Source organism: Frankia sp. AgB1.9, assembly GCF_016786355.1.
In the GTDB taxonomy this organism is placed as follows: domain Bacteria; phylum Actinomycetota; class Actinomycetes; order Frankiales; family Frankiaceae; genus Pseudofrankia.
In genome coordinates this window covers 33,414-48,407 of sequence record NZ_JADWYX010000068.1, presented here as the reverse complement: position 1 = coordinate 48,407, position 14,994 = coordinate 33,414, and the positions used below count along the sequence as shown (strand labels likewise).

Genomic DNA, 14,994 nt, shown 5'->3' with positions numbered 1-14,994 from the left:
CGCGACCGCAAAGGCCTCTACGCCAAAGCCCGCCGCGGCGAACTCACCAACTTCACCGGCATCGACTCCCCCTACCAACCACCCGACCATGCCGAAATCCACCTTGATGCCTCCGGCACCATCCCCGCCGAACAGAGCGCCGAAAAGGTCGTCGCCTACGTGCGCCACGCCGGCCGGCTCACTTCGCTGGAAGGTGAATGACCGCGCTCGACGGCCACTCCCTCGACGCCGCCCCGCGAGGACTGGGCCGTACACGTCGCCCTCGCGGTCCACTGGCAGCCCGTCGTCGGCGCGGTCGGGCTGCCCGCTAGCGGAAGCAGTGCGAGGCGAACCGTTCCAGGTACGGCGCGAACGCGTCGGTGATGCCCGCGGCGGTCAGGCCGTATTCCTCCAGCGAATAGCGGTGCGCCGGACGGGCGCCCTGACTGTTGGCCTCGGCCCACCGGCGCATGCTGAGGCGCACCTCGTCATCGAGCGTCAGCCGGGTGAACTCGTAGATCCGCTCGGCCGTCCCAACAGGATCGGATTCGATCTCGTACTGCCCGACGTCGAGGAACCGGTCCTGCCCGATGGTTTCCCGCGCGGCCATCGCCTGCTGGACACCCACCGACCAGTGTTCGAGCAGCGAGGGGCCGAAGGCGTCGTCGGGCGACCAGCTGGGAGTCCGCTGACGGCGGGCGTCGGCCACTGTGCTGCAGGTCGACGCGAGGGCGGCCACCGGATCGCGATGCGTGAAGACGAACCGCGCGTCCGGGTAATGCGCGGCCGCTTCCGGCAGCAGGAAGACATAGGCCGGGGTCTTGAGCAGCCAGCGGTGCGGCGGCCGGTGCGCGTGCAGGAGGCGCAGTACCCGCTCCTGGTACGGGAAGAGATCCGTGTGCGACGTGCCGCGCCACCACGTCGCGTGCGAGGGCACGGGCAGGGTCAGCTCGGCGTGGTCGAAGGCGAGTGCGTGGATCGGCCAGTCCTCGGCCGGGCCGTCGACCGCCACGATGTGACGCGGGTTGGCCGCGGGTGGCACCCGAGGCCGGCGTGGGTCGTCGCGCTCCCGGCCGAGGACGGGCGGGGGCACCGGATTGTTGACCTCCCAGGGGCGCAGATAGCGAAACCTCGGATCATTGGCCAGCAGGAAATGCATCGCGGTCGTGGCCGTGCGCGGCAGCCCGACGATCATCAGGGGACCGTCGATCGGATCGGCCGCCTCCCGCGCGTGTTCGGAGTACCACTCCTCGATGCGCATCCGGGTCACCAGCCGTTGGACCAGGAGCGCCTCGATCCTCTCGACGGCCTCGGGATCCCCGCTCGCGTCGCGCTCGGTCGCGGTGACCAGATTGTCGAGCCCGTTTCGCCATCCACCGGGTCCGAGATCCGTGAGCCCGCAGGACTCGTGCGCCCGGACGACAAGACTTTCGGCTGAAGACACCACGAGAGTGACTATAAATATTTTAAGTCTGAGGACTCAAGACTATGGTTCTGTTGGCGGATCGAGGATCCAGCCGCGCCGGCGGTAGTCGCCGACGCGCGGGTCGTCGTCGTCCCACTGGGTCTGGGTCGCCCGCGCGCTGGCGAAGATCTCCAGGACGGTCGCGCCCGCCGGCCCTGGGGTCAGCGGGCCGTAGGCGACGTCCGGTGCCACGGCGACCAGCTGGCCCGCCGTCAGTGTGACGCCCTCGACGGTGAGCGATCCTTCGAGGACGATCGACGCCGTCCAGTCGGCATGCGCGTGCCACAGCCGTGGTCCGCTGCCCGGTGCCATCCGGGCGTGGGTGAAGCGCACGGCGTCGGGATCGGCGCGGTCGCCCAGGACGAGCGAGAACAGGGTTGCGATCACCTCGCCGGGCTGTCCCTGCGGGTGCCTGTCCTTGTTCCAGTCGACGATCCGCACCCCGGGCCGCTCGCGCAACGGGATGGTCTCGGGAGTGGCCGGTGTGTGGGCGGGTGTCTCGGTCACGCAGGCTTCCCCTCTTGCTCTGCTTGCCCGGAAGGCCTCACGAAACTAAGGTAACGTACTCAAAGACGATAGAGCGCGTGGACGGGATATTGACAGTCGAAGTGAGTGGTGATATTGACGCCGATCGCCATTCATCATCGAGTGTGACCGGGTCGGCTGGGTGATCGCCCGTAGCCGGATCGTGTCCGGCATGACCGGCCGGATCGCCTACGTCCCGCACGAGAGGGAGTCGAGCACGGATGACGACCACCAGCGAATACGGCCGCCCGATCCCCGTTCCGGACGAGTCGTCCGCCGGCTTCTGGGAGGCCGTCCGCCGGCACGAGCTGGCGTTCCAACGTTGCCAGCACTGCGGGCGGTTCGCACATCTCCCGGTGGCCTTCTGCCGCGGCTGCCACAACCTCGACAACCCGTCCTTCGCGTTCGAGCGGGTCGGCGGCCGCGGTCACGTCGTCAACTGGACGGTGATTCACGACCACATGGTCGCCGGCTTCCAGGGGAGCGAGCCGTTGGTCCATGTGCTGGTCCGGCTGGACGAGCAGGAGGATCTGCTATTCCCGGCGACCCTCATCGGGGACACCGAGAAGCTGGAGCTCCTCGCGCCGGTCGAGATCGTCTTCCGGGACGTCGCCGACGGGGTGACCCTCCCGTACTTCCAGCTGCTTTGAGTCACGCACCGAGCATGCCGACGACTGCGAGCACGCCGATGACGCTGCCGCGCCCCGCGACCCTCCTGCACACGGCGGACGTGCACCTGGGCAACGGCGACGGCGGCCCGGAAGGCCGGGAGGCCCGCGCGTTCTCCCGCGCGGTCGACCTCGCGATCGATCGTGACGTCGACGGACTGTTGATCGTGGGAGACCTGTTCGACCACGGCCGGCTCCCCGAGGAGCTGCTGGCCTGGACCGCGAAGGAGCTCAACCGCGCCGAGCGCCCGGTCGTCCTGCTCACCGGCAACCACGACAACCTGAACGACGCGTCCATCCACCACCGCTTCCGTGTCGCCGAGCGGTGCCCGAACGCGGTCCTGCTCGACGACCCGCGGGGATCGGTCGTCGAGGTACCGGGAACCGACGTCGTCGTCTGGGGCCGGGCGCTCGTCGAGCACGAGCCGCGCTACCGCCCGCTGGCCGGCGTTCCGGACAAGCCGGACGGCCGGTGGGGGGTCGTGGCCGGTCACGGGCTGGTGCTGCGCCGAGACCGACGCAGCCATCACTCCTCGCCCATCCTGCCGTCCGAGATCAACGCGATCGACTGGGACTACGTCGCGCTCGGCCATCACCATGCCCACCTGGTGTTCCGCGACCCGCCGCGCCCCGCGCTCTACCCCGGCGCGACCGCCTACTCCCTGCAGGGGCAGGCGGGCGTCGTCGTCGTGAGTTTCGTGCCTGGCGCGGGCGTCACCTTCGAATGGGTCGCCCTCGGCGACGACTGACTATTTACCGGTGCCCGCGGCTCGGGAACCCCGAGCTGGGCACATGGGTCTATCCCGCAGCCAGCTGCGGTCGTACCAGGGAGTCCGGATGCTTACGAGGGACAAGCTCTTCATCGATGGCCGGTGGGTCGCACCGGCGACGAGCGAGACGCTGAACGTCATCAACCCGGCTACGGAGGAGATCTTCGGGTCGATCCCGGCGGCGGGCGCGGCGGACGTAGACCGCGCGGTCGCGGCGGCGCGCCAGGCGTTCGAGGGGCCGTGGCGCAGGCTCGACCCGACCGAGCGCGGGGCGATGCTGCTGCGTTTCCTGGACGAGCTGCGCAAGCGGTGGGACGACCTCGCCCCGATCTACACGGGCGAGGCGGGCTTCACGATCACCACGTCGCACAAGATCGAGGGCATCGTCAGCCAGCTGGTCAGTTTCTACGTCGAGCAGGCCGCGGTGTACCCGTGGATGGAGCGTCGTCCGTGCCATGACGTCGAGCAGGGACACCTCGACGTCATCGTCCAGCAGTACCCGGTCGGCGTGGTCGGGGCGATCGTGCCGTGGAACGGTCCGCAGCTCATCACGATGATGAAGCTGGCGCCCGCGCTGCTGGCCGGCTGCACGGCCGTCCTGAAGACGGCGCCCGAGGCCAGCCTCAACATGGCGTTCTACGGCGACGTGTGGGAGGCGGCCGGCCTGCCCGCCGGCGTCCTGAACATCCTGACCGGCGGCGCGGCCACCGGTGCGCTGCTCGCCGAGCACCCCGGTGTCGACCGGGTGTCGTTCACCGGCAGCCCGTCGAACGGCCGCAGCGTCGCCGTCGCCGCGGCCAAGCAGCTGAAGGGCGTCACGCTGGAGCTCGGCGGCAAGTCGCCGGCGATTCTCCTGGACGACGCTGACATCGAGGCCGCGGCGTTGAACTGCGCCTACACCTTCCTTCCCGGCGCGGGGCAGCAGTGCATCGCCAACGCTCGGGTTCTCGCGCCGCGGGCCCGCTACGACGAGGTCGTCGACGCCTTCGCGGATGTTTTCGACAAGTTCCCGATCGGCGACCCGATGGACCCGAACACCCGGGTCGGGCCCGTCATCTCGGCCCACTCGCGTGACCGGGTGCTGGGAATGATCGAGGCGGCCAAGGCCGAGGGCGCCAAGGTCGTGAAGGGCGGTGGGCGCCCGGCCGGCCTCGACCGAGGCTTCTACGTCGACAAGACCCTGTTCCGGGACGTCGACAACTCGATGAGCATCGCGCAGAACGAGGTCTTTGGCCCGGTTTGCGTGATCATCCCCCACGACGGCGACGAGGACGCGATCCGCCTGGCGAACGACTCGATGTACGGCCTCGGCGGCAGCGTCTGGTCGGCCGACCAGCAACACGCCTTCGAGATCGCCAAGGAGGTCCGTTCCGGCGCGCTCGGGATCAACGGATTCACCCTTGACCCCGCCAGCCCGCTCGGCGGCTTCCGCGACTCGGGAATCGGCGTCGAGCGTGGGGTGGAGGCCTTCCGCGACTTCCTGCAGCCGAAGGGCATCCTCATTCCCCGCGACGGCTCGATCGTCATCTGACCGCCGTCGGCGTCCGCACGGCAGCGGCCCGGCTCGCCCTCTTAAGCCGCCATGGTCGCGGGAAGGCTAAGGAGGTGAGCGAGAGGTCACACGGAGTGGAGTTGGCTGATGGGGCTCCAGCGAGCGGTGGCGAGCCGCGAGCCACCGTCGACGCAGGCGGAGCTGCTGCAGGAGTCGGAGCGGACCCGAGTTGTCCGGCTGACGTTCCCGGCTGGGTCCGTGATCCGGAAGGAGCCGCTGGGACTCGACGGCGGGCAGCGGCTGCGGCACGAGCTTGAGATCCTCGAGAAGCTTGCCGGAGTAGAAGGGGTGGTGCAGCTGGCGGCCGGGATGTCGCCATCCCCGGGCTCGGTGCTGCTGGTGGACATCGGCGGCGCGGCGCTCGCTGAACGGACGATGCCGCTTGATCCAGTCGGGCTGGTCGGTCTTGCCCTCTCGCTCGCGCGCGCCGTGGCCGGGATGCACCGGCGGGGTGTCGTGCACCGGGACATCAACCCGGCGAACATCGTGGTCAGTGGGGACCACGACGCCGCGCTTCTCGTCGACTTCGCGCTGGCCACGACCTTCGCGACCGTCCAGCTGGCGTTCGTGCCCCACAGCGAGATCGTCGGCACCCTGCCCTATCTCGCGCCCGAGCAGACCGGCCGGACCGGCCGTCAGGTCGACCAGCGGGCCGACCTGTATGCGCTGGGGGCAACGCTTTACGAGCTCGCGACCGGCCGGCCGCCGTTTGGCACAGGCGACCCCCTGCGCGTCATTCACGACCACCTCGCGCGGGTACCGACGCCACCGTCGTCGGTGAACGCCGCCATACCGTCCGACCTGTCCGCGATCATCATGAAGCTGTTGGAGAAGGAGCCGGACGACCGGTACCAGAGCGCCGACGGACTGGCACACGACCTCGCTCTGGTAAGCCGCGGGGCCCCTGTGCGTCCGGGTGAACACGACCTTCCGGCGCGGACTCTGTCGCCGTCGCGGCTGTCCGGGCGCGAGGTGGAGATCGGCGAGCTGGGCGCGGCGTTCGCCGCGGCCATGGCGGGCCGTTGTTCCGGGGTCCTCGTCAGCGGCGTGCCGGGCGTTGGCAAGACCTCGTTGGTCAACGAGTTGCGGCCGATCGTGGCCGGCGCCGACGGTTGGTTCGTGGCCGGCAAGTTCGACCAGTACCGCGCTGACCAGGAGTCCAACGGGTTCCGGCAGGCGTTCCGGGCACTCGGCCGGCTGTTGCTGGCCGAGCCGGAAGGCAGTCTGGCTGAGGTGCGGGACCGTCTGCTGGGGGCGCTGGGACCTGGCGCCGGGCTGGTGGCGTCCTCGGTGCCGGAGCTCGCGGCGGTGCTGAAGGTCCCACCGGAACCTGGCGATCCCATGACCGCGCAGGAACGGGGGCAGCGCGCCGGGGTGGAGATCCTGCGGGCGGTCGCCTCGCGGAAGCGCCCGGTGGCGCTGTTCATCGACGACCTGCAGTGGGCCGGGCGGACATCGCTGGCCTTCGTCGATCGGATCCTCAGCGGCGAAGACCAGGTTGACGGGCTGCTGCTGGTCGCCGCCTACCGGGACAGCGAGCTTGATGCGACACATCCGCTGACACCTGTGCTCGCCCGCTGGGATCGGCAGGCAGACGGGCCTGGCCACGTGCGGTTGGCCAACCTGCGGCTGGCAGACCAGGCGGCCATGGTGTCCGACCTGCTGCGCCTGCCTGCCCGGCCCGCGGACGAGCTGGCGCGGCTGATCGCGCCCTCGACCCGAGGCAACCCGTACGACACGGTCGAGCTCCTCAACTCATTGCGCCAGGGCGGGACTCTCACCTACGGCGACGCCGGCTGGCGCTGGGACGAGGCGACGCTGCGTGACCGGGTGGCCCGGGTGGACCTGACCGAGCTGCTGTCCGCCCGCGTCGCGGCGTTGCCACCGGCCACGAGACGCCTGCTGACGGTCATGGCATGCCTGGCCGGCCGGGTGGAGCTGAACCTGCTCGAGGCCGCGACCGGGCTCGCGGCGGACGAGGTCCCACGACGGCTCGCCCCGGCGTCCGCGGCCGGCCTGCTGGTCCTGGACCCCGATGCCCGCCCCAGTGCGCGGTTCCACCATGACCGGACCCAGGAGGCCCTCCTGGGGTTCGTCGCCCCGGCCGCGCAGCGCGCCGAGCGGTTGCGCATGGCGCGCCGCCTGGCCAGACGAGACGAGTTCTTCGCGATCGCGGCCGAGCAGTACCTGCCCGTCGCCGACGCCGTGCGCTCCGCCGCCGAGCGTCGGCTGATCCTGAGCCTGTTCCGCCGTGCCGCCGACCAGGCCCGGGGGGTGGGCAACCACATTCTGGCGGAGCGGTTCCTCACCGCGGCGGTGCCGCTCATCGACCCCGACGACGCCGACCAGCTGATCGCGGCTCACACCGAGCTGCACGCCGCCCTGTACATGCTCGGCCGGTTGGAGGAGGCGGACGACGAATACGAGATCATCCGCCGGCTGTGCACCCAGCCGGCCCAGCGCACGGCCGCCACGGTCGTACAGGTCAGCAGCCTCACCTACCGCAGCCGCCCTGCCGAGGCGATGAGCCTCGGCCTGGGCCAGCTGCGGCAGCTCGGGCTTGCCATTCCCGACCCAGACCAGCTGGACGCCGAGATCGAGCGTGGGCTCGACGCGGTGTACCGGTGGATCGACCAGACCAGCGAGATCGACGACCTGCGCCAACCGCCCATCGCCGATCGTTCTCGGCTCGACGCGGTCACCGTGATCAACCGGCTCCTGGCACCGGGGTACTTCTGCGACCGTTCGATGATGTCCTGGCTGGTCGTGGCAGTACTGCGGATGTGGGCGCGAGATGGCCCCGATCGCGCGCTCGTCGGCCCGGCCTGTCACGCGATGTTCGTGACCGTCACCCGCAGACAGGACTACCGGACCGGGCACCGCATCATGCGGCGCATTCTCGCGATCGCCACGACCCGTGGTTATGAGCCCGAGATGTGGGAAGCGGAATATCTCTACGCGATCGGCGCCGGACACTGGTGCGAACCTCTTGAGGACAACGTGTCCCTGGCACGCCACGCGCTGGAGGGCCTCGTGCGCGCCGGTGACCTGCACGAAGCATCCGGGACGTATTTCGCGTTGGTGTGGGAACTGCTGGACTGCGCGCCCTCGCTCGAGGTCTTCGCTGCCACGGCCGACGAGGCGCTGGCCTTCACCCGGCGCACCGCCAACAGCAGCGCCGAAGAGATATTCCGCGCGTACCGCCAGTTCGCGGAGGCGATGGGCGGCACGGCCGACGTGTCGGCGGCTGGCGAACTGGCCGCGCAGAGCACGGTCGCCACCCAGCCGATGGCTGCCGCCCACCTGCATACCACCCGAGCGGTCGCCGCCGCCATCCTCGATCACCCGGCCGAGCTGGCCCGGCACACGGCGGCATTGGTGCCCTTGCTGCCGTTCATCCACATGCAGTATCCGGAGGCTCTCGCCCGCACGCTGCGAGCACTGTCCCTGGCCCGGCAGGCCCGCTCGGCTCAGAGCGGCCAGCGTGGCGCCCTGATGGCCGAGCTGGACGAGTCGGTTGCCTGGCTGGCCGCGCGCGCGGCCGACGCCCCGGACAACTTCCTGCACCTGCTACGCCTGGTGGACGCGGAACGGGCCTGGGCGGCCAGCGAGTTCCGCGCGGCGGCCTATGCCTTCGACATGGCACAGCACGAGGCCTGCGGGCGGGCCCGGCCCTGGCACCAGGCACTGATCCTCGAACGGTCAGCGCAGTTCTACCGGGCTCGCGGAATGCAGCAGGTCGGCGATCTGCTGCTCGACACGGCCCGCCGCCGCTACGCCGACTGGGGCGCGACCGCCAAGGTCACGCAGCTCGACTGGGCCAACCCCGCGCTGCGAGCCCAGTCCGCCGCCGCGCGGCCACCTGGCCAGCCCTCCGCCGAATCCACCGTCACCACCGGCACCCTCGACCTGCTCGGCATCGTCGCCGCGTCCCAGGCACTGAGCTCCGAGACCACCGTCGAGGGCCTGCGTGCCAAGGTCGTGGGCGTCCTGTCGTCGATGACCGGCGCCACCGGCGTCCACCTGCTCCTGCGCGCGGACGACCAGCAGGCCTGGTTGGTGCCGGCCGGTGACACCGACACCGTCTCGCTCACCGAGGCAGGCCGTCTGCGTCTGTTGCCGCCCTCCGTCGTCTGGTACGCCGAACGCACCCAGGAGCCGCTCGTCGTCGCCGACGCCAGCCAGGACGACCGGTTCAACCGCGACCCCTACTTCCTCGACCTGGACCGATGCTCCCTGCTCGCCATACCCATCATGATCCGCGGCGAACTCCGCGCGATCCTCCTCCTCGAGAACCGGATGATCCGAGGTGCGTTCACCACCGCCCGCCTCGAAGGAGTCATGCTCGTCGCCGGGCAGCTGGCCGTCTCCCTCGACAACGCGACGGTCTACGCCTCGTTGGAGCGCAGGGTCGCTGACCGCACGCAGCAGCTGGCCATCGCCAACCGGCGGCTCGAACAGCTTTCCGTCACCGACGAGCTGACCGGCCTACCCAACCGGCGACGCCTCGACGAAGCCCTGGAGGCCGAATGGCACCGGGCGATAGGCCCGAAGGCACCCCTCACCATGGCGATGATCGACATTGACCACTTCAAGCTCTACAACGACCACTTCGGGCACACCGCCGGTGACCGCTGCCTGCAGAAGGTCGCCACCTGCCTGGCCACCAACACCCGTGCCACGGATCTCGCCGCCCGCTACGGCGGCGAGGAGTTCGCCCTCGTCATGCCCGACACGGACACCGACACGGCGACCCGGCTGACCACACGCCTTGGTTCAAGCATCATGCGACTCGCCGAACCAAACCCGCTGACCGAGCCCCGCATTGTGACCGTCAGCATCGGAGTCGCATCGGTCACGCCGACCCCGGACAAGCACCCGACCATCTTGATCGAGCTCGCTGACGCGGCGCTGTACAGCGCGAAAAACCATGGCCGCAATCGAGTGGAAAAGTCACCGAATCTGTCGGGTCCGCGTCCGACGTCGCAGGAGTGACCCGCCGAGCAGCGGTGGCCGTCAGCCCTGCGCCGGGACGCCGGGCGGCGGGAGCAGGTCCTGACGGGGGGCGTACTCGGGTGCGCGGCGCTCCTTGCGCGCGTGCAGCGCCTCCTTGGAGTCCGGATGGCCGCTCATCAGGGCGGTCAGGCGCTGCTCGTAGGTGTAGCCGCTCTTGAGGTCCGCGTGCTCGATGGCGTTCAGGCCGCGCTTCGCGACCCGCATCGCGGTCGGGCTGTGCGCGGCGATCAGGCGGGCCTCGGCGTCGACGGCCCCGAAGAGCTCGTCGCGGGGAACGACGGCCTGGATCGCGCCGAGCCGGTACATCTCTGCCGCGGTCAGCCGCTGGCCGGTGAAGAAGGCCCGGCGCACCGCCGGCTGCGCGACCCAGCGTCCCAGGTGGCGGGCTCCGCCCATCACGCCGACGGTGATCTCGGGAAGCCCGATGACCGCGTCCGCCGCGGCGATGACGTAGTCGCAGGAGGCGGCGAGGGCCAGTCCCGTGCCGACCGCCGTGCCGTGGATCGCCCCGATGACCGGGACCGGGCAGTCCTGGATGGCGAAGAACGCCTCCCGGACGTGCCACATCCGCTCGTTCGTGTTCTCGGGCGTCATCGTGGCGAACTCGCCGAGGTCGTTGCCGCCGCAGAAATGCGCGCCCCGCCCCGCGAGCACCATCACCCGGATGTCCTCGGCGAACACGTCCGGGTCGGCGAAGACCCGCTGGATCTCGTCGTAGAGCGCGATGTTGACCGCGTTGACCGGCGGCCGGTTCAGCCACACGGTCGCGACCGGGCCGTCGATCTCGACGTCGAGATACTGAAGATCCATGGTCCCTGGCTCTCTTGATCGGTGGCGTGACGAAAACGGGTCGGATCAGGCCGTGACCTGGTCGGACAGAAGCGTCCGCGCCAGCGCGACCAGCGCTCGGCGATCTACCTTCTGGCTGACCAGCCACGGAACCTGCCCGTCGGTGATCGGCAGGATGTGCTGGGGGATCTTGTAGCTCGACAGGCGTCCGCGCAGCCGCCCGCGCAGCGCTTCGCCGAGTGGCGCTCCGTCCGTCGCCCATGCGGACGGCTCGGCGGAAGCGAGGCCGTGCGCGGGATCGACGGCGCTGGAAGGCACGACGAGGGCGATCACCCGTTCGCCTCGAATCTCGTCCGGGATGCCGACGACGAACGCGAGCTTCACCTCGTCGTCCGCCATCAGCAGGCCTTCGACCTCGGCCGGCGCGACGTTGGAGCCGCCGGTCTTGATCAGGTCGTTCTGCCGGCCGGTGAAGAAGAACCAGCCGTCGCGGAAATAGCCCCGGTCGCCGGTGTGGTACCAGCCGTCGGCGTCGAAGACGGTGGCGCGGTCGCGCTTGTGCAGGCCCAGCAGGAGGCTGTAGCCGCGGACGAGGACCTCGCCCTCCGTGCCCTCGGGAAGGTCGTGCGCTGTCTCCGGATCGACGATGCGGTGCTCGATGCCTGGGACGGGCCGTCCGAACGTGCCCCGGTACGCCTCGGGAGCGCCGGCGGCCTCCTCGTCGGCGGTCTTGAAAGTGTGCGGCCCGCAGGTCTCCGACATGCCGAGCGATCCGATCGCCAGGCCGAGGTCAGGCGGCCGCCGGTCCGGCGCGACTGCCTCGTACAGGCCGGCGCGCAGCGACCGCAGGTCGGTACTGGGAAAGTCGGCATGCTCCAGCAGGGCCTTCGCGACGCCGGGCCAGGCTGCCACGTCGGTGACCCGCTCGTCGGCCAGCAGCCGCAGCGCGGTGCCGGCGTCGAACGTCTCCTGGGTCACGAAGCAGGCGCCTCTGGTCAGGGCGCGCAGCAGGCCGAAGACGAAGCCGCCGACCCAGCACAGCGGCATCGGAGTCCAGATCCGGCAGGTCTCGTCGATGCCCCCCATCGCGCCCAGGTTGAAGGCGTGGGTGAGGACCGGGCCGTGACCGTGCACGACGCCCTTCGGTTCCCCGGTCGAGCCGGAGGTGTAGGTGACGAGCAACGGGTCGGCCGGTGTCACGTCCTCGCCCATCGCCGCCACGACCGCGTCGACGCCGCCGTCGACCCGTGGGGGAGCGGGCATGACCGACAGCCGGCCCGCCCACGGCGGCAGCGCCGGGCCGGCCAGCGAGATCCGGCGCAGCTGGGGCAGCGAGGCGAGCAGGAGCGGGCCGCCGTACCGATGGGCAATCAGCTGCGGCGCCACCGCCTCCAGCCGGGCGACGTAGTCGTGGTGCAGGAACGACGGGACGCCGAGTAGTACCTGAAGATCGCTGTGTCGCAGGAACCGGGTCAGCTCGGTGGCCTGGTAGAAGGTGTTCACGGGCACGGTGATGGCACCGAGCCGCGCCGCGGCGGCCCAGGCGATGACCCAGCTGACGCCGTTCGGGAACAGCAGGCCGACCCGGGTGCCCTTGCCGATGCCCTGGGTGGCCAGTTCGGCGGCGAGCCGGGCCGAGCGGTCGTCAAGTTGGGCGAACGTCATCCGCTCGGTCGGTGTGACCACGCAGTCGCGCGGCCCCCACCGCTCGGCGGCGGTGCGCAGGAGCTCGGGCACGGTGGGCTCGAAGTCCGGCGAGGCTGGCTGGTCCACGGCTGATCGACCGCCGGCTCAGTTGTGCGGGACCTGGTTGAACGGGAGGTTCCGGTCGAGGCTCGGCTCGCGGGGAAGGCCGAGGACCTTCTCACTGACGTTGTTGCGCAGGATCTCGGCCGAGCCGCCGGCGATGGGCGCGCTGCGGCTGGTCAGGTAGCCCTCGACCCATCCGCCGGCACCGGCGTCGCCCGGTTCCCAGGTCGCCGCCGCTGCGCCCCCGATGGCCAGCGCGGCCTCGGCGCCGCGCTGCGCCAGGGTGTCGTTGCCCATCTTGAGCAGGCTGCCGTAGCCGTGGTCGAGGCGGCCGGTCTCGATACCGTGCGACACCCGGGCCGCGACGAGCTTCTGGACCTGGAGCATGACGTGCAGCCCGGTGACCGTGCGCCGTGCGCCGTCGTCACCCGTGAGGCCCCGGCTTCTCACCAGGGCCACCAGGTCGGAGACGTCCGCGCGGAAGTCGACCCGCTTGGCCCCGCCCCGCCCGACCCAGGCGTGCTCGATCTCCAGCAGGCCCCGGATCACCCGCCAGCCCTGGTCCTGCTCGCCGACGAGGTTCGCGGCCGGCACCTCGACGTCGGTGAAGAACTCCTCGCAGAAGTGCTCCTCGCCGTTGATCTGGCGGATCGGTCGGATCTCCAGGCCGGGTGCCCGCAGATCGACGATCAGCAGGGAGATCCCGCGGTGCTTGGGCACGTCCCAGTTGGTGCGGACCGGGCACAGCGCGAAGTCGGCGAAGTGCGCGCCGGTGCTCCAGGTCTTCTGCCCGTTGACGAGGAACGTGTCGTCGCGCCGGTCGGCCCGCATGAGCAGGCCGGCGAGGTCCGAGCCGCCGCCGGGCTCGGACAGCAGCTGCAGCCAGATCTCCTCGCCGGACAGGATTGGGCGCAGGTGGCGTTCCTTCTGCTCGTGGGTCCCGTAGGCGGCCAGCGTCGCGCCCAGGATGTTGATCGAGACCCCGAAGAACCGGGTGGGGACGTCGTAGCCGGCCGCCTCCTGGAGGAAGACGCGCTCGTGGTCCAACGTCAGGCCCTGGCCGCCGTGCTCGACGGGGAAGGTGAAGCCCGCGTAGCCGGCCGCGTGGAGCAGGGCCTGAATCCGCTTCGCCTCCGCGACACGCTCGGGGGACGGGTCGCCGACGAGGTCGGGATCGGCCCCTTCGACGCGGTTCAGGTTCGCGGCCAGCCACTCTCGGGCTCGCACGCGGTAGTCGTCCAGTTCCGCCGGCTCGGTCGTCCTGGCTGTGCTCATCGGCGCGCCTCCTCAGAACCCGACCGCGGCGGCCAGCCGGTCGAGGTGGTAGTCCACGCCCCCGAAGATCACGGCGTTGGTCTCGACCCGGCGCAGGAACAGATGCAGGTCGTGCTCCCAGGTGAAGCCGATCCCGCCGTGCATCTGCAGGCAGTCACGCACGACCGCGGGGCACCGGTCGGCGACGTAGGCCTTGGCGAGCGACGCCGCCTCCGGCGCGCCCTGCTCGGACTGCACCGCGGCGAGCGCAGCGCTCGTCGCGGCCTTGGCCGACTCCAGCCACAGCAGCATCTCCGCCAACCGGTGCTTGAGCGCCTGGTAGGACCCGATCGGGCGGCCGAAGGCCTTGCGGTCCTTCACGTACCGCAGCGTCATCCCGTAGAGGCGATCGGACGCACCGACCGTCTCGGCGCACTGCAGCGCGAGGGCCAGCGCGAACTGCAGGTCGACCTGGGCGTCGGCCGCGCCTGGTTCACCGACCACGTGGGACGACGGGACCTCGACGCCGTCGAAGCGGACCCGGCTGTAGCGCCGGGTCAGGTCGAGCCCTTCCAGCCGAGTGACCGTGACACCGGGCGCGTGCGCGTCTACAAGCAGCTGGGTCGTGCCCGCGCCGGCGGTCCGGACGGTCACCAGCAGGTGATCGACGGCGTCGGCGTCCTGTACCGGCGTCTTCACGCCGTCGAGCCGGAAGCCCGTATCAGTCCGCCGCGCGCTCACCCCGCCGTCCTCGGCGCACCAGCGTTCGGCAGGTTCGGATATCGCCCAGGTAGCCGTCACCTGCCCGGCCGCGAGCCGGGGTAGCAGCTCCTTGGCGAGGTGCTCGGACCCGGCGCGGGCCAGCGCGTAGGCGACGACGTTCGTGGGCAGCACCGGCCCGGACAGGAGCGCGCCGCCCAGCTCCTCGGCCACGATGCCGAGATCGCGGACGCCCTCGCCCGACAGTGTGCCGCCACCCAGGTCCTCGGGAACCAGCATCGACGTCCAGCCGAGCTCGGCGCCGCCGGTCAGCAGGTCGCCGTCGACGCCGCGGCCGATCCGCTCCCGGACGACGGACATCGGCGCGCGTGCCCCTAGGAACTTCCGGGTCGTGGCCTGGAAGAGCCTCTGGTCGTCGGTCAGGTCGAGGTCCACGTCGCGGTTCCCTCCCTCGCTCGGGTTCGCTGGAGTCTCTCACATAGTTAAGTCATCACGCTCAATTTCTTC

At 70.6% G+C, this 14,994-nt stretch carries 11 protein-coding genes and 1 pseudogene; 6 read left to right on the top strand and 6 right to left on the bottom strand.

The annotated features are described in order from the left end of the window. Both I6A60_RS25075 and I6A60_RS41985 read left to right on the top strand, forming a co-directional pair. Positions 1-201, top strand: a 201-nt coding sequence (locus I6A60_RS25075) for an adenylyl-sulfate kinase (protein ID WP_203024846.1), incomplete at its 5' end; no start/stop codon positions are given. Between the two features lie 27 nt (positions 202-228). After that, positions 229-315, top strand: a pseudogene (locus I6A60_RS41985) (3'(2'),5'-bisphosphate nucleotidase CysQ); the annotation flags it as partial. Here the strand turns inward: I6A60_RS41985 and I6A60_RS25070 are convergent. Both I6A60_RS25070 and I6A60_RS25065 read right to left on the bottom strand, forming a co-directional pair. Next, the gene (locus I6A60_RS25070) at positions 308-1,174 is read right to left on the bottom strand and encodes a sulfotransferase (RefSeq protein ID WP_255545432.1); all 867 of its coding nucleotides are present in this window, start codon (positions 1,172-1,174) and stop codon (positions 308-310) included. The pseudogene I6A60_RS41985 and the gene I6A60_RS25070 overlap by 8 nt on opposite strands. Positions 1,175-1,465: 291 nt before the next feature. Next, positions 1,466-1,951, bottom strand: coding sequence for a hypothetical protein (locus I6A60_RS25065; RefSeq protein ID WP_203024848.1), 486 nt, complete (start codon positions 1,949-1,951; stop codon positions 1,466-1,468). Between the two features lie 239 nt (positions 1,952-2,190). Between I6A60_RS25065 and I6A60_RS25060 the strand changes: the two genes are divergently transcribed. The 4 genes from I6A60_RS25060 to I6A60_RS25045 all read left to right on the top strand — a co-directional run bounded on the left by I6A60_RS25060 (position 2,191) and on the right by I6A60_RS25045 (position 9,954). After that, positions 2,191-2,619, top strand: coding sequence for a Zn-ribbon domain-containing OB-fold protein (locus tag I6A60_RS25060; RefSeq protein WP_013423973.1), 429 nt, complete (start codon positions 2,191-2,193; stop codon positions 2,617-2,619). Positions 2,620-2,633: 14 nt separating this feature from the next. Then, a complete protein-coding gene (locus I6A60_RS25055) occupies positions 2,634-3,386 on the top strand; it encodes a metallophosphoesterase (RefSeq protein WP_203024849.1) in 753 nt (250 codons plus the stop codon). Between the two features lie 88 nt (positions 3,387-3,474). After that, positions 3,475-4,938: an aldehyde dehydrogenase family protein gene (locus I6A60_RS25050; RefSeq protein WP_203024850.1), complete on the top strand. Its 1,464-nt coding sequence runs from the start codon at positions 3,475-3,477 to the stop codon at positions 4,936-4,938. 108 nt (positions 4,939-5,046) lie between these two features. Further along, entirely contained in the window at positions 5,047-9,954 is a 4,908-nt protein-coding gene (locus tag I6A60_RS25045; RefSeq protein WP_203024851.1) for a diguanylate cyclase, read from the top strand. A gap of 21 nt (positions 9,955-9,975) precedes the next feature. On the opposite strand, the gene I6A60_RS25040 is transcribed toward I6A60_RS25045, so the two are convergent. Genes I6A60_RS25040 through I6A60_RS25025 form a run of 4 tightly spaced genes read right to left on the bottom strand, consistent with a single transcriptional unit; the run spans position 9,976 to position 14,922 of the window. After that, a complete protein-coding gene (locus I6A60_RS25040; RefSeq protein WP_203024852.1) occupies positions 9,976-10,785 on the bottom strand; it encodes an enoyl-CoA hydratase-related protein in 810 nt (269 codons plus the stop codon). A 45-nt stretch (positions 10,786-10,830) separates the two neighbouring features. Beyond that, complete coding sequence (locus I6A60_RS25035; RefSeq protein ID WP_203024853.1) at positions 10,831-12,537, bottom strand: class I adenylate-forming enzyme family protein; 1,707 nt, start codon at positions 12,535-12,537, stop codon at positions 10,831-10,833. An 18-nt stretch (positions 12,538-12,555) separates the two neighbouring features. Then, complete coding sequence (locus tag I6A60_RS25030) at positions 12,556-13,788, bottom strand: acyl-CoA dehydrogenase family protein (protein ID WP_203024854.1); 1,233 nt, start codon at positions 13,786-13,788, stop codon at positions 12,556-12,558. A 12-nt stretch (positions 13,789-13,800) separates the two neighbouring features. Further along, positions 13,801-14,922: an acyl-CoA dehydrogenase family protein gene (locus tag I6A60_RS25025; RefSeq protein WP_203024855.1), complete on the bottom strand. Its 1,122-nt coding sequence runs from the start codon at positions 14,920-14,922 to the stop codon at positions 13,801-13,803. Positions 14,923-14,994 lie beyond the last annotated feature (72 nt).

Bases quoted from the DNA above. Each gene is read 5' to 3' on its own strand.
- I6A60_RS25070 (WP_255545432.1), bottom strand. From the start codon at position 1,174: ATGATCGTCGGGCTGCCGCGCACGGCCACGACCGCGATGCATTTCCTG.
- I6A60_RS25060 (WP_013423973.1), top strand. From the start codon at position 2,191: ATGACGACCACCAGCGAATACGGCCGCCCGATCCCCGTTCCGGACGAG.
- I6A60_RS25055 (WP_203024849.1), top strand. From the start codon at position 2,634: ATGCCGACGACTGCGAGCACGCCGATGACGCTGCCGCGCCCCGCGACC.
- I6A60_RS25050 (WP_203024850.1), top strand. From the start codon at position 3,475: ATGCTTACGAGGGACAAGCTCTTCATCGATGGCCGGTGGGTCGCACCG.
- I6A60_RS25045 (WP_203024851.1), top strand. From the start codon at position 5,047: ATGGGGCTCCAGCGAGCGGTGGCGAGCCGCGAGCCACCGTCGACGCAG.
- I6A60_RS25040 (WP_203024852.1), bottom strand. From the start codon at position 10,785: ATGGATCTTCAGTATCTCGACGTCGAGATCGACGGCCCGGTCGCGACC.
- I6A60_RS25030 (WP_203024854.1), bottom strand. From the start codon at position 13,788: ATGAGCACAGCCAGGACGACCGAGCCGGCGGAACTGGACGACTACCGC.